General features: G+C 57.8%; 23 protein-coding genes. 18 read left to right on the forward strand and 5 right to left on the reverse strand.

Features of this window, described 5'->3' with window-relative positions:
• Window positions 1-3: 3 nt before the first annotated feature.
• The 4 genes from mreC to rodA all read left to right on the forward strand — a co-directional run bounded on the left by mreC (window position 4) and on the right by rodA (window position 4,659).
• Window positions 4-942, forward strand: a complete 939-nt coding sequence (gene mreC / locus AAYR33_01415; GenBank protein XAO71654.1) for a rod shape-determining protein MreC — start codon at window positions 4-6, stop codon at window positions 940-942.
• A 13-nt stretch (window positions 943-955) separates the two neighbouring features.
• Entirely contained in the window at window positions 956-1,504 is a 549-nt protein-coding gene (locus tag AAYR33_01420) for a hypothetical protein (protein ID XAO71655.1), read from the forward strand.
• 153 nt (window positions 1,505-1,657) lie between these two features.
• Window positions 1,658-3,520, forward strand: a complete 1,863-nt coding sequence (gene mrdA / locus AAYR33_01425) for a penicillin-binding protein 2 (protein ID XAO72331.1) — start codon at window positions 1,658-1,660, stop codon at window positions 3,518-3,520.
• A complete protein-coding gene (gene rodA, locus AAYR33_01430) occupies window positions 3,520-4,659 on the forward strand; it encodes a rod shape-determining protein RodA (protein ID XAO71656.1) in 1,140 nt (379 codons plus the stop codon). Before mrdA ends, rodA begins: the two co-directional genes overlap by 1 nt.
• A gap of 51 nt (window positions 4,660-4,710) precedes the next feature.
• On the opposite strand, the gene glyS is transcribed toward rodA, so the two are convergent.
• Entirely contained in the window at window positions 4,711-6,810 is a 2,100-nt protein-coding gene (glyS, locus tag AAYR33_01435) for a glycine--tRNA ligase subunit beta (protein ID XAO71657.1), read from the reverse strand.
• Window positions 6,803-7,648: a glycine--tRNA ligase subunit alpha gene (locus tag AAYR33_01440; protein XAO72332.1), complete on the reverse strand. Its 846-nt coding sequence runs from the start codon at window positions 7,646-7,648 to the stop codon at window positions 6,803-6,805. The genes glyS and AAYR33_01440 overlap by 8 nt, the downstream gene beginning before the upstream one ends.
• A 190-nt stretch (window positions 7,649-7,838) precedes the next feature.
• On the opposite strand from AAYR33_01440, the gene AAYR33_01445 reads away from it, so the two are divergent.
• The 5 genes from AAYR33_01445 to aspS all read left to right on the forward strand — a co-directional run bounded on the left by AAYR33_01445 (window position 7,839) and on the right by aspS (window position 12,321).
• Window positions 7,839-8,612: a DUF2076 domain-containing protein gene (locus AAYR33_01445; GenBank protein ID XAO71658.1), complete on the forward strand. Its 774-nt coding sequence runs from the start codon at window positions 7,839-7,841 to the stop codon at window positions 8,610-8,612.
• A 515-nt stretch (window positions 8,613-9,127) separates the two neighbouring features.
• On the forward strand, window positions 9,128-9,502 hold the full coding sequence (locus AAYR33_01450) for an FAD-dependent oxidoreductase (GenBank protein XAO71659.1): 375 nt from the start codon (window positions 9,128-9,130) through the stop codon (window positions 9,500-9,502).
• 100 nt (window positions 9,503-9,602) lie between these two features.
• A complete protein-coding gene (locus tag AAYR33_01455; GenBank protein XAO71660.1) occupies window positions 9,603-10,118 on the forward strand; it encodes an FAD-dependent oxidoreductase in 516 nt (171 codons plus the stop codon).
• A gap of 15 nt (window positions 10,119-10,133) precedes the next feature.
• Complete coding sequence (locus AAYR33_01460; GenBank protein XAO71661.1) at window positions 10,134-10,373, forward strand: oxidoreductase C-terminal domain-containing protein; 240 nt, start codon at window positions 10,134-10,136, stop codon at window positions 10,371-10,373.
• A 148-nt stretch (window positions 10,374-10,521) separates the two neighbouring features.
• Window positions 10,522-12,321 (forward strand): aspartate--tRNA ligase, encoded by a 1,800-nt coding sequence (aspS, locus tag AAYR33_01465; protein XAO71662.1) that lies wholly within the window; start codon window positions 10,522-10,524, stop codon window positions 12,319-12,321.
• 6 nt (window positions 12,322-12,327) lie between these two features.
• On the opposite strand, the gene AAYR33_01470 is transcribed toward aspS, so the two are convergent.
• Both AAYR33_01470 and AAYR33_01475 read right to left on the reverse strand, forming a co-directional pair.
• Window positions 12,328-13,098: an exodeoxyribonuclease III gene (locus AAYR33_01470; GenBank protein ID XAO71663.1), complete on the reverse strand. Its 771-nt coding sequence runs from the start codon at window positions 13,096-13,098 to the stop codon at window positions 12,328-12,330.
• Between the two features lie 46 nt (window positions 13,099-13,144).
• Complete coding sequence (locus tag AAYR33_01475) at window positions 13,145-13,519, reverse strand: iron-sulfur cluster assembly accessory protein (protein XAO71664.1); 375 nt, start codon at window positions 13,517-13,519, stop codon at window positions 13,145-13,147.
• A gap of 56 nt (window positions 13,520-13,575) precedes the next feature.
• Here AAYR33_01475 and AAYR33_01480 point away from each other — a divergent pair, with 56 nt between their 5' ends.
• The 8 genes from AAYR33_01480 (at window position 13,576) to serS (ending at window position 21,984) form a co-directional block, all read left to right on the forward strand.
• Window positions 13,576-14,745 carry a deoxyguanosinetriphosphate triphosphohydrolase gene (locus tag AAYR33_01480; protein ID XAO71665.1) on the forward strand — a complete coding sequence of 390 codons (1,170 nt, stop codon included), beginning with the start codon at window positions 13,576-13,578 and terminating at the stop codon, window positions 14,743-14,745.
• A 35-nt stretch (window positions 14,746-14,780) separates the two neighbouring features.
• Window positions 14,781-16,583, forward strand: a complete 1,803-nt coding sequence (gene argS, locus AAYR33_01485; protein XAO71666.1) for an arginine--tRNA ligase — start codon at window positions 14,781-14,783, stop codon at window positions 16,581-16,583.
• Complete coding sequence (locus tag AAYR33_01490) at window positions 16,583-17,746, forward strand: SPOR domain-containing protein (protein ID XAO71667.1); 1,164 nt, start codon at window positions 16,583-16,585, stop codon at window positions 17,744-17,746. Before argS ends, AAYR33_01490 begins: the two co-directional genes overlap by 1 nt.
• Window positions 17,747-17,749: 3 nt before the next feature.
• Window positions 17,750-18,556 carry a ScpA family protein gene (locus AAYR33_01495; GenBank protein XAO71668.1) on the forward strand — a complete coding sequence of 269 codons (807 nt, stop codon included), beginning with the start codon at window positions 17,750-17,752 and terminating at the stop codon, window positions 18,554-18,556.
• Entirely contained in the window at window positions 18,553-19,113 is a 561-nt protein-coding gene (scpB, locus tag AAYR33_01500; GenBank protein ID XAO71669.1) for an SMC-Scp complex subunit ScpB, read from the forward strand. The genes AAYR33_01495 and scpB overlap by 4 nt, the downstream gene beginning before the upstream one ends.
• Before the next feature lie 13 nt (window positions 19,114-19,126).
• On the forward strand, window positions 19,127-19,711 hold the full coding sequence (gene tatB / locus AAYR33_01505) for a Sec-independent protein translocase protein TatB (GenBank protein XAO71670.1): 585 nt from the start codon (window positions 19,127-19,129) through the stop codon (window positions 19,709-19,711).
• 201 nt (window positions 19,712-19,912) lie between these two features.
• Window positions 19,913-20,707 (forward strand): twin-arginine translocase subunit TatC, encoded by a 795-nt coding sequence (tatC, locus tag AAYR33_01510; protein ID XAO71671.1) that lies wholly within the window; start codon window positions 19,913-19,915, stop codon window positions 20,705-20,707.
• A 14-nt stretch (window positions 20,708-20,721) separates the two neighbouring features.
• Window positions 20,722-21,984 (forward strand): serine--tRNA ligase, encoded by a 1,263-nt coding sequence (gene serS, locus AAYR33_01515; protein ID XAO71672.1) that lies wholly within the window; start codon window positions 20,722-20,724, stop codon window positions 21,982-21,984.
• 217 nt (window positions 21,985-22,201) lie between these two features.
• Here serS and AAYR33_01520 read toward each other — a convergent pair whose 3' ends face one another.
• A complete protein-coding gene (locus AAYR33_01520) occupies window positions 22,202-24,613 on the reverse strand; it encodes a helicase-related protein (protein ID XAO71673.1) in 2,412 nt (803 codons plus the stop codon).
• A gap of 222 nt (window positions 24,614-24,835) precedes the next feature.
• On the opposite strand from AAYR33_01520, the gene AAYR33_01525 reads away from it, so the two are divergent.
• Window positions 24,836-25,720, forward strand: a complete 885-nt coding sequence (locus AAYR33_01525) for a ferredoxin--NADP reductase (GenBank protein ID XAO71674.1) — start codon at window positions 24,836-24,838, stop codon at window positions 25,718-25,720.
• Window positions 25,721-25,735: the final 15 nt, after the last annotated feature.

A 25,735-nucleotide genomic window follows, 5' to 3' on the forward strand; every position in this document is an offset into this window, starting at 1 on the left:
ATCATGTTTTCCATCACGCTGCGTCAATCGTTACAGAAGCTTCTCCTGCCTGTTTACCTGTTTTTCGCGATGACCTTGATGATTATCGGCATTTCCGCCCCATCATCAGTTGAGGGCCTGCGCGTGCGTATCTTTGACTTTCTGACGCCTGCTTACAGCCTCGCCGCACAGCCGGGACGCTGGGTCGGGCGGTTCAGGAGTTATGCCAGTGATGTCATGCACCTCCTCGCTGAAAATGCGGAACTCCGCACGGAAAATGCGCGGTTGCGGCAATGGCATGATGTCGCTGTTGCGCTTGAGGATGAAAACCGACGTCTCAAGGCCAATCTGAAATGGCTGCCGGAGCGCACGATCAGTTTCGTCACGGGGCGAGCGATCCGTGATGCATCCGGCCTTTATAACCGCTCCGTCCTCATTGCCCTGCCCGAAGCCCATGAGGTGCATATTGGCGACCTTGTCCTGGGCGGCACCGGCGTTATCGGTCGTATTTCTGAAATCGGGCCGTCAACGGCACGTGTGCTGCTGATCAATGACCCGGTCAGCCGCATTCCCGTCTTTCTGTCTTCTTCCGAGGGGAGTGCGATCATGACGGGTGATGGATCTGCCACGCCGCGCCTGATGTATTTCGCGCATGATGACCACCCGGTTGAAGGCGAGCGCGTCGTGACCGGTGATCAGGCCGGGCAGGAAAACGCCGTCACCGCTTCCGGCGTGCCAAATGGCGTTTTTATTGGCACCGTGCATTATAATGCGTCTCACACGCCGGTCGTTATTCCGGGGGGTCATCTCAACCATCCGGATGTTCTCCGCGTGCTTGATTTCAAGGAGATTGACGCGCATGGCCCCGTGGCACCGGGGCGTGTCAGAAAAATCAATAAGGCCAGAGATCGTTTTGGCCTCCCTGAAAGTATTTTCCCCAATGTCTGGAAGGGGCAGGGATGAAGAGGTCATCTGCGTGAGGGAAAGACGCTCTTCAGCGCCGACGACGACAATCTATCAGAGACGTCTGGACAGTGTCATGCGCGCGGTTCTACCCTCACTCTTCATTATTGTCGTGACGTTCTTACTTACCGGTGTCATCAGTCCGGTAGGTAAGGAGGGTTTTGTCTTCGCCGTGGCGGTGGATACTGTCTTTTACTGGACGATCTTCCGCCCGGCCTCAATGGATGCGACCGCGGTGTTCCTCATCGGACTCGTGCTTGAAACCATCAATTTCTCACCCCCGGGAACGCTGCTCTTCTCTCTCCTCGTCGTGCATGGAGTCGCGCAAATGTGGCGCTATGGGTTGAGCCACATTAATTTTATTCTGGCGTGGCTCCTCCTGGCCTTGCTGGCCCTTGCCATGGGTGGTGTTGAGTGGCTCGTCTCCTGCATCAGCATGGCCCGCGGATTGCCGATTACACCCGCTATTTTCCAGGCCACGTTGACTTCTGGCATCTATCCTATATTGGCGACGTTATTCGGCTGGTTGCGACGAATAGGGGCAGATGCAGAAGATATTTGAAATAATATCTCATTCATCCGCCTATTGTTTGCATTATAGGGGTCAAGGGAACAAAATCCCGTAACAAACGGGACTGAGTGGCGTCCGGAGGCGTTTGGTTTGGTCGGATTGAATTGGAAGCGCTTGAAGACACGCCGCTCCGCCTTGCGCGCGATGGAGACGGTGCGTCCTTCGCGTGGCGTTTTCACCCGACGGGCCATGCTCCTTGTAGGCGGGCAACTGGGCATTTTCGGCCTTCTCGGTCATCGGCTTTATGATCTGCAACTCGTGGAAGGCGCGCATATGAGCGCGCTGGCCGCGCGAAACCGTACAAGCAAACGCCTGCTGGCCCCTGCACGCGGCGCGATTACTGACCGTTTCGGCGTCCCATTGGCTGGAAACAGCCAGAACTGGCGCGCGCTGCTGATGCCGGAAGAAACAACGGACATCCATGCAACTGTTGACCATTTCGCCCAGATCATTCCTTTGGAAGATTTTGAACGCACCCGGATTTCACGGGATATCAAAAATTTGAGGCGTTACGTGCCGATATTGTTGAAGGAGTTCCTCTCCTGGGATGATATGGCGCGGATTGAGGCGCAGGCCTTCTCATTACCCGGTGTGCTTGTGGATGTCGGTTCCACACGCACCTATCCTTTCGGGCCGCAACTTGCACATATCGTGGGTTACGTGGCGCCGCCGACGGAAAAAGACGTCGCCAAAGCACCCTTATTGGCTCTCCCCGGGATGCGCGCCGGGCGTGAAGGCATTGAGCAGACACAGGACGACTTGCTGCGCGGTGCGCCCGGCATGGTTGAGATGGAAGTCAACGCCTATGGCCGCGTCTTGGGAGAGCTTGAGCGTGTGGAGGGCGCGCAGGGTGATCGCGTTGAGCTCACGATTGATGCTGGTTTGCAGCAAATGGTGCTGGGGCGCATCGCTGATGAATATGCGAGCGCCGTCGTGATGGATTGCCGTGATGGCGCCATCCTGGCGATGACGAGCACGCCTTCCTTCGATCCGGCTCTTTTTGACTCCGGCGTCAGTCACGCGCAGTGGAAAGCCTGGATGAGCGACCCGAATGCGCCATTGACAAACAAGGCCGTTGCCGGTGTTTATCCGCCGGGCTCAACCTTCAAGCCCGCCGTTGCTTTGGCCGCCCTGAAATCGGGGCTGGTGACGGAAGATGATCGCTTTAATTGCCCTGGCTATTACGACCTCGGCGGCACGCGCTTTCATTGCTGGCGCAAACATGGCCATGGCAGCGTCAATATGCGACAGGCGCTCAAATATTCCTGCGACGTTTATTTTTACAAAGTCGCGCAGAAAATCGGGATGGACCAGATTAAAGACATGGCGTCGCCGCTGGGGCTCGGCGTTACGCTGCCTGTGGAACTGCCCCACGTGCGCGCCGGTAATGTGCCAACACCGGCCTGGCGGCGTAAAAAGGGCCATCACTGGAACCGTGGGGATACGTTTGTGGCGGGGATCGGACAGGGTTTCGTGCAGACGACGCCCTTGGAATTGGCGACCTACGCCGCGCGCATCGCGTCAGGTCGTGAAGTGTCGCCCCATTTGATCCGACGCACAGTGACGCGCGAGGGTGTCAAAATCAACCTGCCGACAGCCCCCGGGATGGAACTCCAACCTGAATGGCTGGATGTTGTGCGCGGCGGTATGTTCGATGTGATCAACGCGCCGGACGGTACGGCAACGCGGGCACGACTGGACTTGCCGGGCATCCAGATGGCGGGCAAAACAGGCTCCGCTCAGGTGAGGCGCGTCTCACGCGCACAGCGTGAGAGTGGGCATTTCAATTCCATGAAGCTCCCTTGGGAGCAGCGCCCTCATGCGCTCTTTATTTGTTACGCCCCTTTTGACAAGCCGCGTTACGCGGTCGCCGTCGTTGTCGAGCATGGCAATGGTGGCGCTGCAACGGCGGTACCGCTAGCAAGGTTGATTATGACGGATGTGCTTCAACGCGATCCCTCCGGCCGGGAACACGCTCCTGGCGTGACAGTCGCGGAGGCGGATTAGTGGATCAGCAAAAACGGCTTTGGCGCGCACAGCCAGGTTTTCAGCTTCTTACAAAGTTTTTCCAGATCAACTGGTTTTACGTCGTCCTGATCTGCGGATTGGCCGGTGTCGGCTATATGGCTCTGTTTTCAGCCGGGGGAGGGAGTGCAAAATCCTTCGCGCACCCGCAAATTGTCCGTTTCGCCTTCGGGCTGGTCATGATGGTGTTCGTCGCCTTCGTCAGTCCGCGCTTTCTGCGTCGCCTGGCGATTCCGATTTACCTGTTATCCATCGCGCTGCTGGTGCTTGTCCTTCATATGGGACATGTCGGCAAAGGGGCTGAACGATGGATTATGATTGCGGGCATCCAGTTTCAGCCCTCGGAATTCGCAAAAGTCGCCCTCGTCCTCATGCTTGCAAGCTGGTTCCATCGCGTGAGCCATGAGAAGATGGGGAACCCGCTATACCTCATCCCCCCTGCGGTCATGACGCTTCTGCCGGTCGCTTTGATCCTGAAGGAGCCTAATCTCGGCACAGCCGTGATCACCGCGCTGATCGCGGCGACAATGTTTTTTGTGGCGGGGATGCGCCTGTGGCAGATCATTATTCTGGCTATGCCTTTACCGTTTCTGGGCGACTTTGTTTACAATCACCTGCATGATTACCAGAAGGCGCGGATCGACACGTTTATCCACCCGGAAAATGATCCGCTCGGCGCGGGATATAACATCATCCAGTCCAAAATCGCCCTCGGCTCTGGCGGGATGTGGGGTGAGGGTTATTTACGCGGGTCGCAGGGGCAGCTTAATTTCCTGCCGGAGAAACAGACGGATTTTATCTTCACGATGATCGGGGAGGAATGGGGCTATGTCGGCGCCATCGCTGTGATGGCGCTGCTGGCGTGCCTCAGTATCGGTGGTGTGCTGATGTCGATGCGCTGCCGCAATCAGTTCAGCCGGTTGCTCGCCCTCGGGATCGCAATCGATTTCTTCATGTATTGCGCGGTCAATCTCTCCATGGTGATGGGCGTCATCCCGGTGGGCGGGGTGCCTTTGCCGCTCATCTCCTATGGTGGGTCGGCGATGCTGACGATGATGTTCGGGTTCGGGCTGCTTCTGTCCAGTTGGGTGCACCGCGATGAGCGCGAGAAGATGGATTAGGGGGCGGTTTACGAGTAGGTTGTGGTTTTAGCGCCGCCCCTTCAGGGTTGTCTATCCTTGAATTTGCGAGAAGTCCGCGATCTGGCCTAACACTTCATTGACCCGATTGAGAAGGCGCAGGCGGTTGATACGGCGGGCAGGATCGGGGTCGTTGACTTTCACGGCTTCGAAAAATTGGTCGAGAGGCGCGCGAAGGGTCGTGGCCTCTTCCATAGCCTTTCCGTAGTGTTTCCACTCCATGAACTTAGTAATTTCAGGAGCCGCTGCCTCTAAAGCCTCGAAGAGCGCTTGTTCAGAAGGATCAACGAAAAGTCCCTCATCCAGCTCACCCGTGTGCGGGCCATCTTTTCGATTTTCGATGTGCAGGATGTTCGCCGCGCGCTTACTTGCCGTAACAAGATGTGGGCCGTCACTTTTTGAAAATCTGAAACGAAGCGCTTCCGCGCGTTTTTTCAGGTCTCGTATGTCATTGTCTTCCGCTCTCAGCATGACCGCTGAAATGATATCCTGAGCGACACCGTTATTCCTCAATTGTACACGAACACGTTCAGCCATGAACTTGTCGAACTTCTTGAAGACTGCCGAGTGGTCAGAAATGACCAGTTGCATCTCAAGCGCTAGAGTAAATACGCGTTCGAGATCCAACGTCAGTCCTCTTTTATCGATGATGCGTATAATGCCGAGCGCGGCACGCCGCAAAGCGTAGGGATCGCCAGATCCTGTCGGCATCTCGCCAATCGCGAAAAAACCGGCCAGGATATCGAACCGATCCGCGAGAGCGACGGCGATGGCGGCGTCGGATGGCATTTCCTCTTCCCCATCATTGCAAGAGAGATAATGGGACCGGATCGCCGCCGCCACTTCAGGGGCTTCCCCGTCATGTTCGGCATAGTACCGACCCATGATCCCTTGCAATTCCGGGAATTCTCCCACCATGCCGGTTGTCAAATCCGCCTTGGCGAGCAACGCGGCGCGGCGCGCCTGCGCTTTTTCTTCTTCGATTTTTTCAGGGTCTACAACTCCCGGCCATCCATGCAGAATATGTTCGACAATAAAACCCGAAAGCTCAACCAAACGCTTGACGCGGTCGCCAAGCGACCCAAGTTTTCTGTGAAACGTGACGTGATCCAGCGCACCAACGTGGGACTCCAATGTCACCTTGCGGTCAAGTTCCCAGAAATGCCACGCATCGGCGAAACGTGCGCGCAAGACTCGTTCATTTCCGGCAATCGTCGCGGCCCCGCCATCGTGAAATTCCTGATTGGCGAGGAACAAGAAATAAGGCGCAATGCTTCCACTGTCACAACGCGTTGCAAAATAGCGCAGATGCGTGCGCATCGACACTTGCAACACCTCTTCAGGCAGCTCCATGAACCGGGCGTCGATCTTGCCCAACATCGCTACGGGCCATTCTGTAAGGCCCGCTACCTCATCAAGTAGACCTTCATCTTCAACGATCCGTAAACCTTGCGACGTGGCAGCTTTCTTCAGGCCCGTCCAGATAACATCCCGTCGCGCATTCGCTTCGAGAATAACCTTCCTCTCCCGCAGCCCCTCCCGGTAACCCTCAAACGAGGACACCGCGAACAATTCCGGCGCGAGGAACCGATGTCCCTGCGATAAATTGCCGGATGTTAGCCCGTGGCCATCATCTTCCCCGCGCGCCAGCGTGAAGAGCACGATGTCGCTATCCAGAACCGCGATAATCCGGCGCAGTGGGCGAACCCATGTGAAGGCGCTGCCATTTCCCCAGCGCATGGATTTTGGCCAGGTGAAATTCCAAAGCATTTCCGGCACGATGTCCTGCAGGAAAGAGGCCGCGCTGCGTTCCGCGATTTCGCGGTTCAGCACCCAGAAGCCTTTTTCCTCCTGCAGATCGGATTTTTTTGCGCCATGCTTACGGAGGAAGCCCAGCAAGGCCTGTTCCGGCGCGGTGACACGGGGCCCACGTTCCGACTGTGTTGCAGCGGGGACGGTGGCGTCGATTGTGACAGCCAGCCCGATGCGCCGCGGACCCCAGAACGGCTTCAAATCGCAGGGCTTCAAAGCCAACAGTCGCTGCTTCAAGACTTGCGCGAGCGCTTCCGCGGCGGGCTGCTGCATGGCGGCGGGGATTTCCTCACTTTCCAGCGCGAGAAGAAACTCAGCCATGATGCACCTCTTTCTCACCCGCGAGCCAGGCTTCACAACTCGCCTTCGCGAGCGTGCGCACCCTTCCGATATAAGAGGCACGTTCAGAAACCGAGATCACGCCGCGCGCGTCAAGCAGGTTAAAAATGTGACTCGCTTTCAGGCAGTAATCATAAGCCGGTTGCGCCAGCCCATCTGTCGCCAGGCACGTCGCTTCTCGCTCCGCATCAATGAAGTGTTGAAAGAGCATTTCTGTATTGGCGCATTCAAAATTGAACTTCGAATAATCCTGCTCCGCCCGGCGGAAAATATCGCCGTACGTCAAACCCGCGTCATTATAAGCGAGGTCATAGACATTCTCCACGCCCTGCACATACATGGCGAGGCGTTCCAGCCCGTACGTCAGTTCGGTTGAAGGGAGCTCCGTCGCGATGCCGCCCACCTGCTGGAAATAAGTGAACTGCGTCACCTCCATCCCATCGCACCAGACTTCCCATCCCAGTCCCCAAGCGCCGATCGTTGGATTTTCCCAATCATCCTCCACGAAGCGTATATCATGAAGATGTGGGTCAATGCCGATGGCCTGGTAGGAAGCAAGCAGAAGGTCCTGACTATTTTCAGGCGTGAGTTTGAGAAGCACCTGATATTGGTAATAATGTTGAAGGCGGTTCGGATTTCCCCCGTAACGCCCGTCAGAGGGGCGGCGGCAGGGCTGGACGTAGGCGGCTTTCCAGGGGCGCGGCCCGAGGGCGCGCAACGTTGTATGCGGGGAGAGCGTGCCCGCGCCGAGTTCTGTATCATACGGTTGCAATATGGCGCAGCCCTGCTCTGACCAGAAGGTGTGCAGGCGCAAAATCATATTCTGAAAGGAGAGGGGCTTCCGCCGGTCCGATGGCTGAAACGTCACGCTCGACAGCTCCGAAGTCAAATAAAGCCCCCCTCTTAACGCCTCAGGGCGGAGAAGAAAACACATCATCGCATGATACTTGCCAGAATGAGAAATTGCTCCCACATTCAAATGATCAAGTTTTGACGCGGAGAGCGCCCCCATGAACCAGCAGGAACGTGACCTTATTGCGCAATTTGTCGCGCGTGTCGGTGGTGAGCAAAATAATGCCCAGCCAGGCACGGCCCTTGCCCCCATCGACCCGGAAGCGGATCAGTGGATCAAGGAAAATTTCTCAAAACATCCAGAGGCCGCTTACCGCGTGACGCAAATGGCGGTGGTTCAGGAGGCGGCTCTGGCTGAGGCGTATAATCGCATTCGCCAATTGCAGTTTCAGTTGCAGCAGGCGCAGCAACAGGCCCAGCGTGGCGCGTCAAGCGGGTTTTTCAATAATTTGTTCGGCGGTAACCGCGCGCAGCAAAATGCGTCGCCGCCACCTCCCGGCTGGGGTGCGCCGCATGGCGCGCCTGGCCCTTTTCCGCAGCAGCCCGCGCCAAACCCTGGTTTCGGGCCGCAGGGCGGTTATCCGCCAGGTTATAATACCGGTATGTTTCCGGCGCGCGGGACCGGGTTTCTTGGCTCGGCCTTAACGACGGCGACGGGCGTTGCAGGCGGCATGTTGGCGGCAAACGCCTTGTCCAGCCTCTTTTCAAGCCACCATTTCGGCGTTGACCCCACTGCGGGTGGCCTTGCTGGCGGGGCGGCAACCGGTAATTTCGGTGAGATGGGGCAGGATCCCTTCGCCGGGTCCGGGATTGATGCCGGAAATGATTATGACATGGATCAATGGGGCCATGGCGATAATAACCCGAGTTGGGGCGGCGATGACGCGGGCTGGGGTGGCGATGATGGTGGCGGGTTTGACGATTCGTTCTGACATAATCGGCTGATTGAAGCGGGTTTCGGATGCGCCCCCGGGCGCGCCTGGATCGCGGCGACCATTTCAATGTGTCCGGTACCGTTCCGATATGCATTTTCAATACGCCCGGTCTTGTTCATCTCTACGCCATCTGAGGTTCCGCCCCACCTGGCGGGCCATGTTTCGTTATGACTTGCTCAGCCCTTTTGCGGGACTTGCGTTCTCTCTCTTCCTCGGAGTTTCCGATAGAAAGGCGCTCTTATGAGTGAAGTCAGGAAAAGCTGGGTTAAAGTGGCCGCGTTTGACACGTTGGAGGAGAACATCCCCAAGGCCGTCAAACTGGATGACACGCCGCTTATCCTGCTCCGTATTTCAGACGGTGTGCGTGCTTTTGCCGGGAAATGTCCGCATAAGGGTGCGCCGATGGAGAAAGGGGTTGTCTGCTCCCTCCATAATTCCACCCATGCGCTCGTCTGCCCCTGGCATAAAGCTGTTTTCTCGGCTGAAAATGGTCGCAGGATTGCCCTCCGGCCTTGGACCCGCTGGAGAGATATGAGGCGATGGTGCGGGGCGGTGATGTCTATATTTCCGTCAAGCCGAAAGCCCTGCCGCAACCCACGCCTATGCGGCAGCATGAGCATGTCGCCATTGCCGGTGCGGGTGCCGCCGCTCTGGCTGCCTGCGTGACTTTGAGGGAATCCGGATTTGAAGGGCGCATTACCATGATCAGCCCTGAGGCGCGCAAACCTTATGATCGCACCGCGCTCAGCAAATCCACTCTCGCCGCCGCGCCGGAAGATATCGAAATCCCCCCTTGCGGGAGGAGAATTGGTACGCGGAGCACCGTGTTGACCTCGTGCATGATCAAGTCGTGCGTTTTGAATATGAGACGCGCACCGTTCAGTTGAAAAAAAGGGATGCGATCACAGCGGAGTATGTTTTGCTCGCGACCGGATCGGCGGCGAAGCAACTTGATATTCCCGGTATTGGATTGAGGGTGTCTATACCTTGCGCAATGCTGCCGATGCTTTGGCCATAGCGGGGCAGTTGGGGGACAAAGTGGCCGCCGTCATTATCGGTTCAGGTTTTATCGGTATGGAAGCCGCCGCCTTACGAAAAAGGGGTGTTGGCGTCACGGCGGTCTCCCGGTCGGAATTTCCGTTTGAGAAACAATTCGGCCCGGACATCGCCTCCAGCCTGCGCCGCCTGCATGAAGATTACGGCACGGCCTTTATCCCCAAACGTAATATCGTGAAAATCAGGGGCAAAGGGCGTGTCGACTGGGTTGAGTTGGATGACGGAACGCGCCTGACGGCCTCCATTGTGCTTGTGGGAGCCGGGGCAGAGTCTGAATTGCATTATATAGACGGACTTCCCCGTAATGCCCGTAATGGTGGCCTGGATGTGGACCACCATATGTCGCTGGGAAATGATGTTTTCGCCGCGGGGGATATTGCGAGTGTGCCCTTTGGCGAGAAACGCTATCGTATTGAGCATTGGCGCACCGCGCAAAGCCAGGGGTAAATTGCCGCCCGCGCCATGCTGGGCCTGCCTGTCGAGGAATTGACAACGCCCTATTTCTGGACACAGCAATATGATCAGAAACTGGAATGGGTCGGCTGGCCGGGTCAGGCATATGACCATATCGAGATCGATGGTGACGTCGATAACTTCAAGTTTCTCGCCCGGTTTGAGAAAAAGGGAAAACTGGTCGGGGTGATCGGCTCAAAACATCCAAAAGAGATGGGGCGCATCGCCGTCCGCTTTGACGAAGCTTGACATAAGCCGGCTTCGGCGGCTTTTTGCGCAGTCAAACGATGTCCTCTTATCCCTGCCATCGTCTCATAAGGTTTTCATGACCTGATTCGGGGCTTCAGCGATGCCGAGGGCGCGCGTTGACAGCGTATGCTAGAACAGGAAAGCCGTCATGCATCTTTATCGATCCCATTATTGCAACGCCCTCCGTGCGAGTGATGCGGGCACGACTGTGCGGCTTTCAGGCTGGGTGCATAGCAAGCGGGATCACGGTGGCCTGCTTTTTATCGATCTGCGGGATGAACGCGGCGTCACGCAAATCGTCATCCCCGCCGGAACATCCTTGCTGGACGTTGCAGAGCGCCTCCGTGTGGAGAGCGTCGTGACGGTGACGGGTGAGGTTGTCCTGCGTGAGGGGGGGCAGCGCAACGCCAACATCCCGACCGGTGATATTGAAATCCGCGCGCAGGATCTGGTGGTGCAGTCAGCTGCGACGGTGCTGCCTTTCCAGGTGAATGGCAGCGAAACCTATCCGGAAGATCTGCGCCTGAAACATCGTTATCTTGATCTGCGGCGTGAGCAGATGCATCGCAATATTATTCTGCGCGCCAAAATCATTGCAAGCTTACGGCAACGTATGCAGGCACATGATTTTATCGAGTTGCAGACGCCGATCCTGACGGCTTCCTCGCCGGAAGGGGCGCGTGACTTCCTCGTGCCGGCGCGGCTTCATCCGGGCAAATTCTATGCTCTGCCGCAAGCGCCTCAGCAATTCAAGCAATTGGCGATGATCGCCGGGTTCGATCGTTATTTCCAGATCGCGCCCTGCTTCCGTGATGAGGCCTCCCGCGCGGATCGTAGCCCGGGTGAGTTTTATCAACTCGATTTTGAGATGGCTTTCGCAACGCAGGAAGATGTCTTTGCGGTGATGGAAGATGTGCTGGGCAGCGTCTTTACCGAATTCGGCAAGGGCCGCTCGGTGGATCAGGCGCCCTTCCGCCGCATCACTTATCAGGATGCACTTGATCAATATGGTTCCGACAAGCCGGATCTGCGTAATCCGCTCGTCATTCATGACGTGACGGGCGCTTTTGATGACTCTTCTTTCGGGCTTTTTGCGCAGATCGTCGCGAAAAATGGGCTTGTGCGCGCCATCCCGGCCCCTGGCGCGGGGACGAAGCCGCGTGGCTTCTTTGATAAGCTCAATAATTGGGCGCGTGAGAGCGGGGCTGGTGGGCTGGGTTACATTATTTTTGAGGAAGATGGTGGCAAAGGGCCTATCGCCAAAAATCTAGATGCGCAACGCGTCACCGCCATCCGTGAGGCCTGTGGCCTGGCCGCGGGGGATGCTGTCTTCTTCGCGGCTGGCCCGCGTGAGGATGTGACGAAATTTGCGGGGCTCGTTCGGACGCGTGTTGCGGAAGAGCTTGATCTGATTGAGAAAAACGCTTTCCGCTTCTACTGGATCGTTGATTTCCCGATGTACGAGCGTGACCCGGAAACGGGGCGGATCGACTTCTCGCATAATCCTTTTTCCATGCCGCAAGGGGGGCTGGAAGCGTTACAGACGCAGGACCCGCTGGAAATCAAAGCCTATCAATATGACATCGTCTGTAACGGAATTGAGCTCTCCTCCGGCGCGATTCGTAACCATCTGCCGGATGTCATGATCCGCGCCTTCGAAATCGCAGGATATGATGAGAAGGTCGTGGAAGCGCATTTTGGCGGCATGTTGAATGCCTTCCGCTTCGGCGCCCCGCCTCATGGCGGCTCAGCACCCGGTGTGGATCGCATGGTGATGCTGCTGGCGGATGAGCTGAATATCCGTGAGGTTACCCTCTTTCCGCTTAATCAGCAGGGGGAGGATTTGATGATGGGGGCACCTGCCCAGATCACGCCTGAGCGTCTCAAGGAATTATCCCTGCCGGCTCCCTGCCACCAAAACCCAAAATCGTTTCCTGAGGGTGGTTAGCGCGGTTCAACGCGCCGGGAGGAAACTGAACGTGACCGGCGCGTGATCGGAAGCATGGTCTTTCTCGCGCTCGGCACGATCGACCGTCGCCGCCTGAAGCCTGTCCGCCATGAAAGGGGAGAGCAGGGCGTGGTCAATCCGCAACCCGCGATTTCGTGGCAGGGCACCGGCCTGATAATCCCAGTAAGTGTAGCAGGGGTCATGCGGGTGCAGGGCGCGCAGGGCGTCTGTTAAACCAAGATGGAGGAGGCGTCGCCAGGCCTCCCGGCTTTCCGGTCGGATGAGGGCATCATTCGGGTTCAGCGCGCCCGGGGCGAAATCAAAATCGGTCGGGCAGATATTATAATCACCGAGAAAAATGAATGCCTGCCCGGCAATAAGTTTTTGATGTGCGCGACGCGTCAGAGCCGTGAAGAAGTCCAATTTTTTCTGAAATCCGGCGGCACCTCCGGAATTGCCATTCGGAAGATAGAGATTGCCGATGCAAATATCGCCGATGACGACTTCCAGATAGCGGGCTTCCTCATAATCAAAACCGTCGAGACCCATTGAGATCGCCTCCGGTTTCTGGCGCGTCAGGATGGCGACACCATTATAGGCTTTCTGCCCCATGAGGGTGCAGTGATAGCCGACTTCCCTCAATATGTCAGGAAATTGCATTTCCTGACATTTCAGCTCTTGCAGGCAAAGCGCGTCCGGTTGATGCGCCGCCAGCCATTCCATGACGACTGTGTCCCTCTGACGCACGGAATTAACGTTCCAGCTGGTGATTTTCAAATTGTGCCCCTTTTATTCTTGTTCATTCCCCGGACAATGAGGGCCCTTAATCGAGAGAGAAGCTGGAGCCGCACCCACAGGAGGAAGCCACATTGGGATTGCTCACCGCGAAATGCACGCCCATCAATTTATCCACCCATTCGAGCCGTGCCCCGGCGAGAAGGCTCATACTCGTCTCATCGACGACGACCGAAATGCCGTCTTGCTCAATCACAACGTCATCCTCATGGCGTGTGCCATCGAGTTTGAACCGATATTGAAACCCGTTACACCCCCCGGCATCCACCGCGACGCGCAAGGAGGTGCCGGAGGGCGCGCTCTGTTCCGCGAGGATTTCCCCGATGCGACGGGCCGCATCTTCCGAGACGGAAAAAGCGGGGTTTTTGGGGGCGGGGTTTTGCAAGGCTGAATTTGTCGTCATAATGGGTCAATATAATCGGTAAACCGCTAATCTCAAGGATCACCTGGAGAGTTGCCATGACGCCACCTGATATTGCCTGTTATGCCGTCCGCCCCGAGACGGCATGCGGGCGCCTGCATCCGGAAGTGGACTCGCCATCCAGGACGCCTTGGCAGCGTGATCGGGATCGCGTGTTGCATTCAGATGGGTTTCGGCGGCTGCAATATAAAACGCAGGTCTTCATCAATCATGAGGGCGATTTTTTCCGCACCCGACTGACCCATTCTCTCGAAGTCGCCCAGATCGCCCGCGCCATCGCGCGCCAGCTTCGCGTGAATGAAGATCTGATCGAGGCGTTGGCTCTGGCGCATGATATGGGGCACACGCCTTTCGGACATGCGGGTGAGGATGCGCTGCGGAAATGCTTGGAGGATGAAGGCGGGTTTGATCACAATACCCAGTCCATGCGTCTGGTCACGAAGCTGGAGCACCGATATCACGGTTTTGACGGGTTGAATCTGACCTGGGAAACGCTTGAGGGGCTGGCCAAACATAATGGCCCGGTCCGCAAACCCACCCGCTATCTGGCCGATTATGACCGCCTCCATCAGCTCAATCTCGGGAGTTACGCGTCGGCCGAGGCGCAGATTGCCGCCATGAGCGACGATATCGCCTATCACGGGCATGATCTGGATGATGGATTGAAATCCGGACTGATCTGCTTCGAGGATCTTGAAAATCTGCCGGTGATCGGCGCGGCGCTGCAGGCCGCGCGGGCGGTCGTCCCGCAGGACGCGACAAGCCGGAAAAGCCGCATCCGGCATGAAATGGTCCGCCAGATTATCGGCGTGCTCGTGACAGATCTGATGCAGCAATCCCGTCAAAATCTCGAAGCGCTCAACCCGCAGACTGCCGATGATGTTCGCGCGGCGGACCGGCCAGTCATTGGCTTCAGCGAGGACATCCGCGCCGCCAATCACCAGATTCGGCGCTTTCTAATGGACAGGCTTTACCGACATTGGAAGGTGAAACGCATGACGCGTAAGGCCCGCATGGTCACGACTGATCTCTTTAATGTGCTGACGGAGGATGACGCCCTCCTGCCGGATGCGTGGCGACGCTCTGCCGACACGGCCGCATCCGCAAGCGACCGCAGGCGCGTCGTGGCGGATTATATCGCAGGCATGACCGATCGTTTCGCCATGCAGGAGCATCGACGTCTGACGGAACTATCGGTATTAGGTTGAAGCGTTCATTTTACAGTTAAGAGAAGTCAGGATTCATGGTCGATCACGTTTCGGGTGCGCAGAATTGTCTGTTCAAGCAATATCAGCAGGTGGTGCGGCAGACCCTGCGCGATATCGTGCCTGATCTGCCGGATGACATACTGGACCGTGTGGAACTGACCCCGACGAAAGATCCACTCCATGGCGACATGGCGACAAACGGCGCCTTGCTGGCCGCAAAACCGGCCTGGCGCAAACCGCAGGAGATCGCGGCGTCTCTCGCGGAAAGGCTTCAGCAACAGGAAGGGATCGCTTCCGCCGAAGCGGCGGGGCCGGGTTTTGTCAACATCACCCTTTCCCCCGGGATTTATCAGAATTTGCTTCCGCATATCCTGCGTCAGGGTGCGGCGTATGGGGAGAGCGCCATTGGCGGCGGAAGGCGCGTCAATGTAGAATATGTTTCGGCCAACCCGACAGGCTCGATGCATGTGGGGCATTGCCGCGGCGCTGTCGTCGGCGATGCGCTCGCCAGGCTGCTTCAGAAGGCCGGATATTCCGTCCTGAAAGAATATTACATCAATGATGCCGGGGCGCAGGTGACGGCACTAAGCTGGGTGGTATATTGGCGCTACCTCCAGAAGATCGGAACATCCCTCACGGAAGACGCTTTCGCGGCCCTGACGCCGACCGGACTGCAATATATGGGTGATTATCTTCTGCCCGTCGCCGACGCACTGGCTGAAAAATATGGCGCGTCCCTCGCCACCCCTGAGAAAACCGCCGCACCGACGGAACAATGGTTCGAGACGGTGCGCCGCGCCGCGCTCGACGCCATGATGTCGCAGATCCGTGCTGATCTCGAAGCTTTGGGCATCTCGCATGATGTTTTTTCAAGCGAAGCGGATATTTATGCCGGGGGAGAGGTGGATCGCGCCATCAAATGCCTTGAGGGGAAAGGCCTGATTTATGAAGGCGTCCTTGAGCCCCCGAAAGGCAAAACCCCCGATGACTGGGAGTCGCGGCCGCAAACCCTCTTCCGATCCACGTCTTTTGGCGATGATGTCGATCGTGCACTTAAAAAGTCAAATGGGGAAAACACTTATTTCGCCAATGATGTGGGCTATCACAGCCAGAAAGCCAGCCAGGCCGATTTGCTGATTGATGTGCTGGGCGCGGATCACGGCGGTTACGTCTCCCGCATGCGCGCCGCGGTGCAAGCCCTGACGGACGGACATACTGCTTTTGAAGTAGTGATCTGCCAGATCGTCCGGATCTTAAAAGCCGGCGTGCCGGTGCGCATGTCCAAGCGCGCTGGTACTTTCGTCACGTTGCGTGATTTGCTGGATGAGGTGGGCAGGGATGCCGTCCGCTTCACCATGCTGAAGCGCAAGGCCGATGCGCAGATGGATTTCGACCTTGATCTCGTGATTGCTCAGACGCGCGATAACCCGGTCTTCTACGTTCAATATGCCCATGCGCGCTGCTGCTCCGTCATCAGGGCGGCGCGCGACATGTTTGGTGGTGATGTGGATGCAGCGCTGGCGGGTGACGCCCAACAGCTTCATACCATCGCATCCGCCGCTGAACTTGCCGTCATTCGCCGCATGGCCAGTTTCCCGCGTATGGTTGAGGGCGCCGCCCTGGCGCGGGAGCCGCAGCGCATCGCTTATTATTGCGGTGAACTTGCGGCAGACTTCCACGCTTTGTGGAATAAGGGTCGGGAAGACACCACGCTGCGCTTTTTGCGGGAGGATGAGAAAGAAGCCTCTCTCGCAAAACTGGCGCTCGTGGCCGCCGTCGCCAATGTGCTGCGTTGTGGCCTCGATATCCTGGGTGTGACCCCCGCCGAGGAGATGTGATGCAGAATGACGATCGGCCGGGGCATGACGCACCGGAGGTATATGACGCAGCGGGACAGGATCCGCGCCAGACATCTCAGGATGATTTTCCCGACCATGGCTGGCAGGAAGATCCATCCCACGCCGATCGACCTGCCGCTCCTATTTCTCAAGGGCGTGAGCGCCTTGGCGTCGTCTCCGTGGATGCGGACCCACCCCCCGCCCGCATCAGACGGCGCGTCAAACAAGTGCGGGAGGAAAGCCCGGCTTCAGAGCCTGCGGGTCGTGTCGCCCGCCTGATCGCCCGCCTGTCACGCGCGTCCTCCATGCCGGAAGAAGATTTTTCACGCCGTCACAATCCTCGCGAGGCGGCTCAGATGCGTGACATCGCGACGGGGCGTCAAAAAGTCACGGCTTTCGCGCAATCCGATAAAATGACCCGGATGCTGGTGTATGGTGCCGGTGGGATCGGTGCCATTCTCGCCTTGATTGTCGGAGTGCGCTCCCTGCTGGATGGCCATCGCGGGGAAATCGCCATTATTGCTCCGCCGCCCGTCCCGGTGCGGGAAAAACCGCTGGACCCTAGCGGTATGCACGTTCTGAGCGGGATCCCCGCTGATTTGGGCGCAGCGGGCACGGGCAGGGTCCATCTGGCGCCGGGGCCGGAACAACCTAAATTAACCGCTTTGGCCGCGCGCTATGCAGCGTCACAGCCTGACCTCACGGAGGCGGCCGACACGCCACCGGTCGATGAAACAGCACCCGCGAATACGCAAACGGACAAGCCGCAGACCACAACGGTCATGGCGCCGGTCAAAACGCAGCCAACTCCAGCGCCGCAGCCGGATCGAGCGGTTCAGGCCGCGCGGCCTGTGCCGACTGATGCCAGCGCCAATCCGCCCGTGCGCAAGGCGGTGCTTTCCGCTTCACCGCCCGCCAGTTCGTCCTATATCCAGCTCGGCGCTTTCAATCAGGCGGATAAGGCGCAGCGTGAATGGACGCGCATTGCACGCCGGATGGAAGGGCAACTTTCCCGCAAACTCGTCTATATCGTGCCGAAACTCATTCGCGGGCAGATGCTCTACCGCGTCTGGGTGGGCGGCTTTCCCTCATTGGCGCACGCAATGGCGGCATGTAGCGTCGTGAAAGGGCGCAAATTGCCCTGTTACGCTGTCCGACGGTGAAAAATGCGTGAGCTGACGCCAGTCCGCGCCGAGAATTTGCCGGAAATAGCGCTAAATGGGGCGGATAAGCCCTCGCTGGCTCTGGACGGTTTTGAAGGGCCGCTTGATCTCCTATACGACCTTGCGCGTGCGCAGAAATTCGATCTCAGCCAACTCTCGATCCTGACGCTGGTTGAGCAATATCTCGCTTTCATGGAACATGCCCGTCAGGTCCGCATTGAGTTGGAAGCAGATTGGCTGGTGATGGCGGCATGGCTGACCTGGCTGAAATCCAAGCTGCTTCTGCCGCAGGATGACGCCTTGCAGGATGTGCAGGAAGCGACCGGGCAATTACAGGACCGGCTGGAGGCTTTACAGCAGGCGCGCTGTGCCGCCGCGTGGCTATCAGGGCGGCCCATTCTGGATGAAGTCGTTTTTGCGCGGGGAGAGAAGGAACGTTTGACTGTCATTGACCGCTCCGGCCTGGCGACCGATCTGCCGGTTCTGATCAGCGCTTATCTCAGCCTGCATCGCCGTCGTCACCGTAAAAAAATCTACACGCCCAAATTTGCCCAATTCTGGACGATCGGGGATGCTGTTTCGGTGTTGCAGCGCCTGTTAAATACGACAAAGCGCGGTAATTGGCGCGCCCTTGAGGAGATTTTCCGCGCGCAGGCGCTGGAGACACCCTTTGCTTTCAAAGCCGCTTTTGCCGGGGCGCTGACAGCCTGCCTCGAACTGGCGAAGACAGGTACTTTGCAGTTGGAGCAATCAGAACCCTTTGCGCCAATAAGGTTCGGCCCGACTGTTTCGGGGGAGATATCGTCTTGAAGGCGCTGCATTTGCTGGAAGGGCTGATTTTTGCAAGCCGGAAGCCGGTGACCGAGGCCCCCATGCGCGATGTCCTTGGGCGATCAGGGTTTGAACCCAGTCTCATGCCGCAATTGCTTGAGCAATTGACGCAGGAATACCAATCCCGGGCCGTCACATTGCAGAAGCTTGGCCAATCCTGGCATTTCCGCACACGGCCGGAATATGCGGCGGCGCTGACCCGCGTCATTGAAAAGCCACGACGTTTGACGCGCGCCGCGATGGAAACCCTGGTTATCATCGCCTATCACCAACCTTGCACGCGTGGGGATATTGAGACGATCCGTGGCGTTTCCTTGAGTCAGGCCGTGTTTGACGCGCTGATTGATGATCGCCTCATTGCCCCGTCCGGTCGGAAGGACGTGCCCGGCCGCCCTGTTCTTTGGGCGACCACATCTCGGTTCCTCGCCAAATTCGGGCTTGAAAATCTCTCTGTCCTCCCGCGGCGGGAGGAGTTGATACTGGACCCTGACTTGCCGGATGTGCCAGAAGATGTCGCGCCGGTCGCGACTTCCTGAGGCAGGGCACATCATGTTCGATTTCAGTTGGTCCGAAGTTGCGGTTGTCGTCATCATCGCCCTGATTTTTATCGGACCGAAGGATCTGCCCGTCGCGATCCGCTCCGTCAGTCGCGCCGTCAAGACGATCCGCCGCATGGCCAGCGAATTTCAGACGCATGTGGATGATTTCGTGAAAGAGGCGGATCTTGATGAGGCCACGTCGTCCTTAAAGGACCTGCATCCGACGAAAATCCGCGATCGCCTCCTCAAAAACATCGACCCGGACCGCGCCTTGGGCGACGGAATCGACGTTACACCGCCCCCGCCGTCACTTTCCTCCTCATCGCATTGCCGCGCGGAACGCGATTATCAGGAAGTTCCGCCTGAGGTGACGCCGACAGCACCTCTGTCAGACATATCAGTGCAGGAAGAGCGTGTCTTTCCCATCGGCGCGATACCGGCCAGTCTGCCGCCCGCCACCGCGCAGCGCATCGCACGGGAAAGCCGGGATAAAATGGCACCGCGTTATCTGCCGCCTGTCCGTGTCATGCATGGTGGTCGGCGCGTCAGTCTGGAAGCAGGCAAAAAGCTTGCAAAAAGTCGTCTGGATGTTTGAAGCCCTCTTGCGCCCGCGCAACAAATAGGCCCCGAATCCGTCGCGATCACAATCTGTCGGTGACGATCCCACCCGCATTTTTGATGTCATGATCTCGTCGCGCCATCGCGCCATGTGTAGTATGTCCCGCAATGGGGCCGCCGCGCTGACAAGCTTATGTGGCAGAAAATCAGTAAATGGCCACAAAAAGGGCAGAGGTGGATGACGGATCAGGATCACACGACGATGCATGACAGGGCCATGCCGCTTCTAGACCATCTTATTGAGTTGCGTCGTCGGCTGTTATGGTCTCTGGGGACGTTCGTCGTTGCGTTCTTTTTCTGTTATCACTACGCTGAGACAATTTATTTCTTCCTCGCACGCCCGCTTGAAACGGTGATGGCGCAGAAGGGTGAGGCGCTGCACCTGATTTACACCGCTTTGCCGGAGGCGTTTTTCACCTATGTGCGGGTTGCTGTATTTGGCGGGTTGTTTCTCTCATTCCCGATGATTGCGGTGCAGGCGTGGATATTTATCGCGCCGGGCCTGTATCGTAATGAAAAACGGGTTTTCCTGCCTTTCCTCCTCGCGACGCCTTTTCTGTTTATCCTCGGTGCCGCGCTGGCTTATTTTATCATCTTCCCCGTTGCGTGGAAGTTCTTCCTATCATTCCAGACAAATCCGGCCGGATATGGCGGTATGCATGTGGAATTACAGGCCAAAGTCTCGGAATATCTTTCCCTTGTCATGAAATTGGTGTTGGCTTTCGGCATCGCTTTTGAACTGCCCGTCGTGCTGACCCTGCTCGCGCGTGTCGGGATCATCTCCTACAAAGACCTTAAACGTTTCCGGCGATATGCCATTGTTGCGGCCTTCGTGATCGCTGCCATTCTTGCGCCGCCGGATGTGATTACGCAGATTGGTCTCGCCGTGCCTCTCATCTTGCTTTATGAGGTCTCGATCATCACCGCGCGATGGGTTGCACCGCAACGCGCGCCCCATCCATCTGAAGACTGATAAGAGGTTCGATTATGCATGATCTGCGTGCCCTGCGGAGCGATCCGGACGCATTTGATGCAGCCCTCAAACGGCGCGGCCTCCCACCCCAATCTGCGGAAATCCTGGCGGAGGGTAAAGTGCGCCGCGACGCGCTGACCGCCCTTCAATCGCATCAAAACCGCCGGAAGAGTCTGGCGCGTGACATCGGGCAGGCAAAACGCCAGGGGCAGGACAGTTCTGCGTTGGAGGCGGAAGCCACGCAATTGCGGGACGAGATGGCGGCGTTGGAAGCACGTGCGGAGGATGCCAACCGCCGCGTCACCGCATTGCTGGAAAATCTGCCGAACATTCTTGATGCTTCCGTCCCTGAAGGTCAGGATGAAACAGATAATGTCGTTCTAAAGCAGGTGGGCGCGGTGCGCGACTTTGCGTTCACGCCCCTCCAGCATTTCGAGCTGGGGGAAAAACTTGCCGCCATGGATTTCTCCACCGCCGCGAAACTTGCGGGGGCACGTTTCACCGTTCTGCGCGGTGCATTGGCGCAGCTTGAGCGTGCGCTGGGTCAGTTCATGCTGGATATGCATGTGACACATGGCGGTTATCAGGAAATGTCGGTTCCTCTTTTGGTTAATGATGCCGCCATGTATGGCACGGATAAATTGCCAAAATTCGCGAAGGATTCCTTCCGCACGGAGGATGGACGCTGGTTGATCCCGACAGCGGAGGTGCCTCTGACGGCCAGCGTGGCAGGCGAAATTCTTGATCGCGATCTATTGCCCTTGCGGCTGGTCGCCTTGTCACCCTGTTTCCGGTCCGAAGCCGGTTCCGCAGGGCGTGACGTGCACGGCATGTTACGACAACATCAATTTACGAAGGTTGAGCTTGTCTCCGTCACCCTGCCGGAGGAGAGCGCGGCAGAGCATGAACGCATGACCCGTTGCGCTGAGACAATATTGGAGCGGCTTGGGATATCATATCGCCGTGTGCTGCTCTGCGCCGGAGATACGGGCTTCGGGGCGGCCAAAACCTATGATCTGGAAGGCTGGTTGCCGGGGCAGAATGCGTGGCGTGAGATCTCCTCCTGCTCAAACACGCGCGACTTTCAGGCACGCCGCATGAATGCGCGATACCGTGCAGAGAAAGGGCCGGAGCATGTCCATACCCTTAACGGGTCGGGCCTCGCTGTCGGGCGGACTTTGATTGCGGTGCTTGAAAATTACCAGAATGAAGATGGCTCGATCGAGATACCGGAGGTTTTACATCCTTATATGGGCGGCTTGACGCGCCTGACGTGAGCGGCGCGCTGACGGACTGAGATGATGTCCCTGATATGAGGAAATTCTCATTTCAACGGGAGATCGCGCGCCACCAAAAGCATGGGGGATTATGCCGCGGCCCTCTCATAGTTCCGGCAAACACCGTCCATGGCGAGTCGCTTTGCCTCAGCCATGTTCATTGTCTGATAAAGGACCGGTACAAACCATTACCGCGAAGCCGCGCCAACGCATGGGTTTATTGACGGCGTCGCGTCCGATGAAGACTGGGACGGGAAGATAGTTTACCCGCCCGGCGAGTCCGTGCGCCAGGCCCATCATGCTGGCGCACGGACTCGCGCCGGTAGCTTTGCTGCCGCAGAACCGACTCGATCCAGTCATTCAGCGCTTCCGTATGTTCCGCCGCGCGATCCGTCTCGCGGTAAAATTCCGGGAAACGGATCGAAAGCCACCGCCAGGCCACGAGGCGTTTATGCCGCTTTTCGGCGCATTCCAGCTCCTCACGTCCCGCTTTGGCGGGCGGCATCAATCGGCCGGTTTCGGGAGGCGTGACGGCGTGATCCGCTGCATGTTCAGCCGCCCAGGAGACGAGTCGCGTGATTCCATTATCCCGTTCATCAATTGGGCACATGGCATATGTCCAACGCTGGGACAGTTCGAGACCCTCGACGCCTTCAAGCGCCGCCGCGATTTCCATCGGTTGTTCCATATCGGCGAGACGGTAATTCGGGTCATCCGCGCGCAGAACCGCGCGTTTAATGCGCGTCAACACACCATAGAGACTCTCTGAACCCACCTCATCTGCGACGGCGCGCACGATATCCATGTCGGGCTGCACGAGGGGGCGCAGCTCCACCATGGGTTCCGGCGGGGCCTTCAACATGCGATCAATCATATGGATATGACCCGCACCGCCCAGCACGCCCACAATCCCGTCCTCATGATGTCCGTAACGCCCCGCACGTCCGCCAATCTGTTTGACTTCCTGGGGGAGGAGGTCTCGGGACTGACGACCATCATATTTTTTCAACGCGCTGAAAATCACGCGCCGGATGGAGAGATTGAGGCCCATCCCAATCGCATCGGTGGCGACGAGAATATCCGCCTCACCACGATTAAAGCGCGCCGCTTCCGCCCGACGCACTTCCGGGCTGAGCGCGCCATAGACGACGGCCACACGCCACCCCCGCGCCATCAGTTCAGCCCGCAGGTCAAGCACGTCGCGACGGGAAAAGGTGATAACCGCGTCGCTACGGCCTAATTGGTCAAGCCTTATCGGGCCATTTGCGGCGCGGAGGGGGCTTTTACGCTCCAGAGAGACTTCATCCAGGGGGTCATTACATAAAGTGGCGATCCGCCGGATCAGCGGGATGCAGTCCGGCGCGCCGAGAATATAGACGGTGCGCGCCGGCACGCCCATAATCGCCGCCGTCCATGCCGCGCCCCGGTCAGGGTCCGTTAGCATCTGGGCCTCGTCAATAATGGCGACGTCGACCGGCGTGTAAAAAGGACACATCTCCACAGTTGCCGCAATGTGACGCGAATCAGGGACGAGGATGCGTTCCTCCCCCGTCATCAGCGAGGCGGCCACGCCGCGTTTCCCGAGTGCCTCCTTGAATTCATGCGCGAGCAATCGCAGCGGGGCGAGGGCGAGGCCGCTTTCAGCCTCGGCGAGGGCATCGAGTGCCGCGTGGGACTTGCCGGAATTGGTCGGCCCGGTAATCAGCACCAGGCGGCGCTTTAAGGCGCGTGCCGTTTTGAAATGCCCGGCATAACGGTCCAGCGCCGCCACACGCGCAATGACGGCATTACCGATTTTGGCGCCAACCGCGGGGGCGTCGGGGCGTCGGGGTGCGTCATCCTGAAGAGACCGCCACCGCCCCAATTGGTGGCGCAACTTGCGCAACATATCGGGGTCGAATTCGAACCGCTCAATCCCGTCAGATTGTGTCGTGCGCCGCGCAATGGGAAGGCGATTTTCAGCCACCCAGCGTAAAGCTTCCTGCCGCGAGCAATGTAGGAGGGCAGGGACCTGATCAAACCCGACGAGGCTGGCTTCCCATCGGCGTAACTTCTCGATCTCATGGTGTTGTCTCTGCCCGGCTTTTCGGCGGATTTCCTCCTCCCGCGCCGCCTGAGCTTGCTCCTGCGCGATCAGTTCCGACTCAAAGGCGAAGTCCTGCACGCCGAAGATCTCGGCGATGCGACGGGCGAGGTGGTCCACCTGCTGACCGGAGAGGAACTGTCCGCTATCTGACAGGTCCGCTTTGACCGCCGCGAAGACATCGCCCGGCACATGAGAAATTTCCCGGAACCGATCAGCGATCACGATGTCGAGATGATGACGGAGCAGCTCATCACCCGCCTCCGGGTGATCAATGCGTCCCGCGGCTTCAATCATATCCTCCTTGGAAATCCAGGGTTCATGCGCCTGTCGGGCGAGATGCATCATGCGGGACGCCCAGTTCTTCCGGCGGATCGTGCATAATATATCCCGCCAGGCCGCGTCGGTAATCTTGTCGTTACCCGGCGACAGGGCGCGCGCAACCAGGCGCAGGGCGCGTGGCATTTCCTTGGCGGAGGGTTCAAGACCGGTCGAATGCGTGACGGAAGCAAGTGCACGTTGTGCCGGAGAGCTGGTTATATCCATATCTTCTGTTGTGAGGATTTACGCAGGGTTACGCAATTGAAAAAGGATCAGAGGTTGTGATACCCCGCAATCTGCTGCAAAATCATGCATGTAGTGCAGGTGTCGCCGCGTGACGGGCGAAGTCGAGGGCTCCCCTCTCTTAAGAGATGTTTTAGTGATAGTGCAGTATATGCCGCACCAGGCGTTTCTTGATATGCGCACTTAACGGAGAAATTTGCCGCGATGTTCGTCCCTGAGTCTCTTCCGATGCCGACAATTTCTGAACCTCTTAGCGGTTTATTACCGGTTGAAGGGCATCCCGGTCACTATCGCCTTGCACCGCCTTCGAAGGAATACAGCCATCTTCACGCATGTGAAGTCCTGTCGGTGCATCATTGGACGGATCGCCTTTTCACCTTCACCTGCACGCGCGACCCTGGCTTGCGGTTTGAGAACGGTCAGTTTACCATGATCGGGATCGAGGTGGACTGCAAGCTGCTCCTGCGTGCTTACTCAATCGCCTCGGCCAATTATGAGGAGCGCCTTGAATTCCTCTCCATCGCGATTGATGGCGGCCCTCTTACCTCGCGCCTGCGCCATGTGAAAGTTGGGGATACGGTTCTCGTCGGGCGTAAGCCGGCGGGGACATTATTACTGGATAATCTCAAACCGGGCCGCAACCTTTATTTCCTCTCAACCGGTACGGGCCTGGCCCCCTTTATGAGCCTGATTGAAGATCCGGAATGCTATGAACGTTACGAGCATGTTGTGTTGAGTCACACTGTGCGCGTCTCCGCGGAACTGGCTTATATGAATCTCATCCGTCATGACCTGCCGCAGCATGAATTTCTGGGTGATTATGTGACCGGGCAGCTCAAATATTACCCGGCCGTGACGCGTGAAGATTTCGACGTGCGCGATCGGATCACGACCCTGATCCAGTCTGGCAAGATCTTCAAGGATCTCGATCTCCCGCCGCTTGATCCGGAACATGACCGGGTGATGATCTGCGGTTCACCCGAGATGCTGGCAGATACAGAGAAACTGCTGATCTCGATGGGTTTCGAGGAAGGCAATATGAGCCACCAGGGCTCCTACGTTGTTGAAAAGGCGTTCGCGGAACGCTGACCCTGCGTCAGGTGG

The organism is Acetobacteraceae bacterium (assembly GCA_039613835.1).
Taxonomy (GTDB): Bacteria; Pseudomonadota; Alphaproteobacteria; order Acetobacterales; family Acetobacteraceae; genus Sorlinia.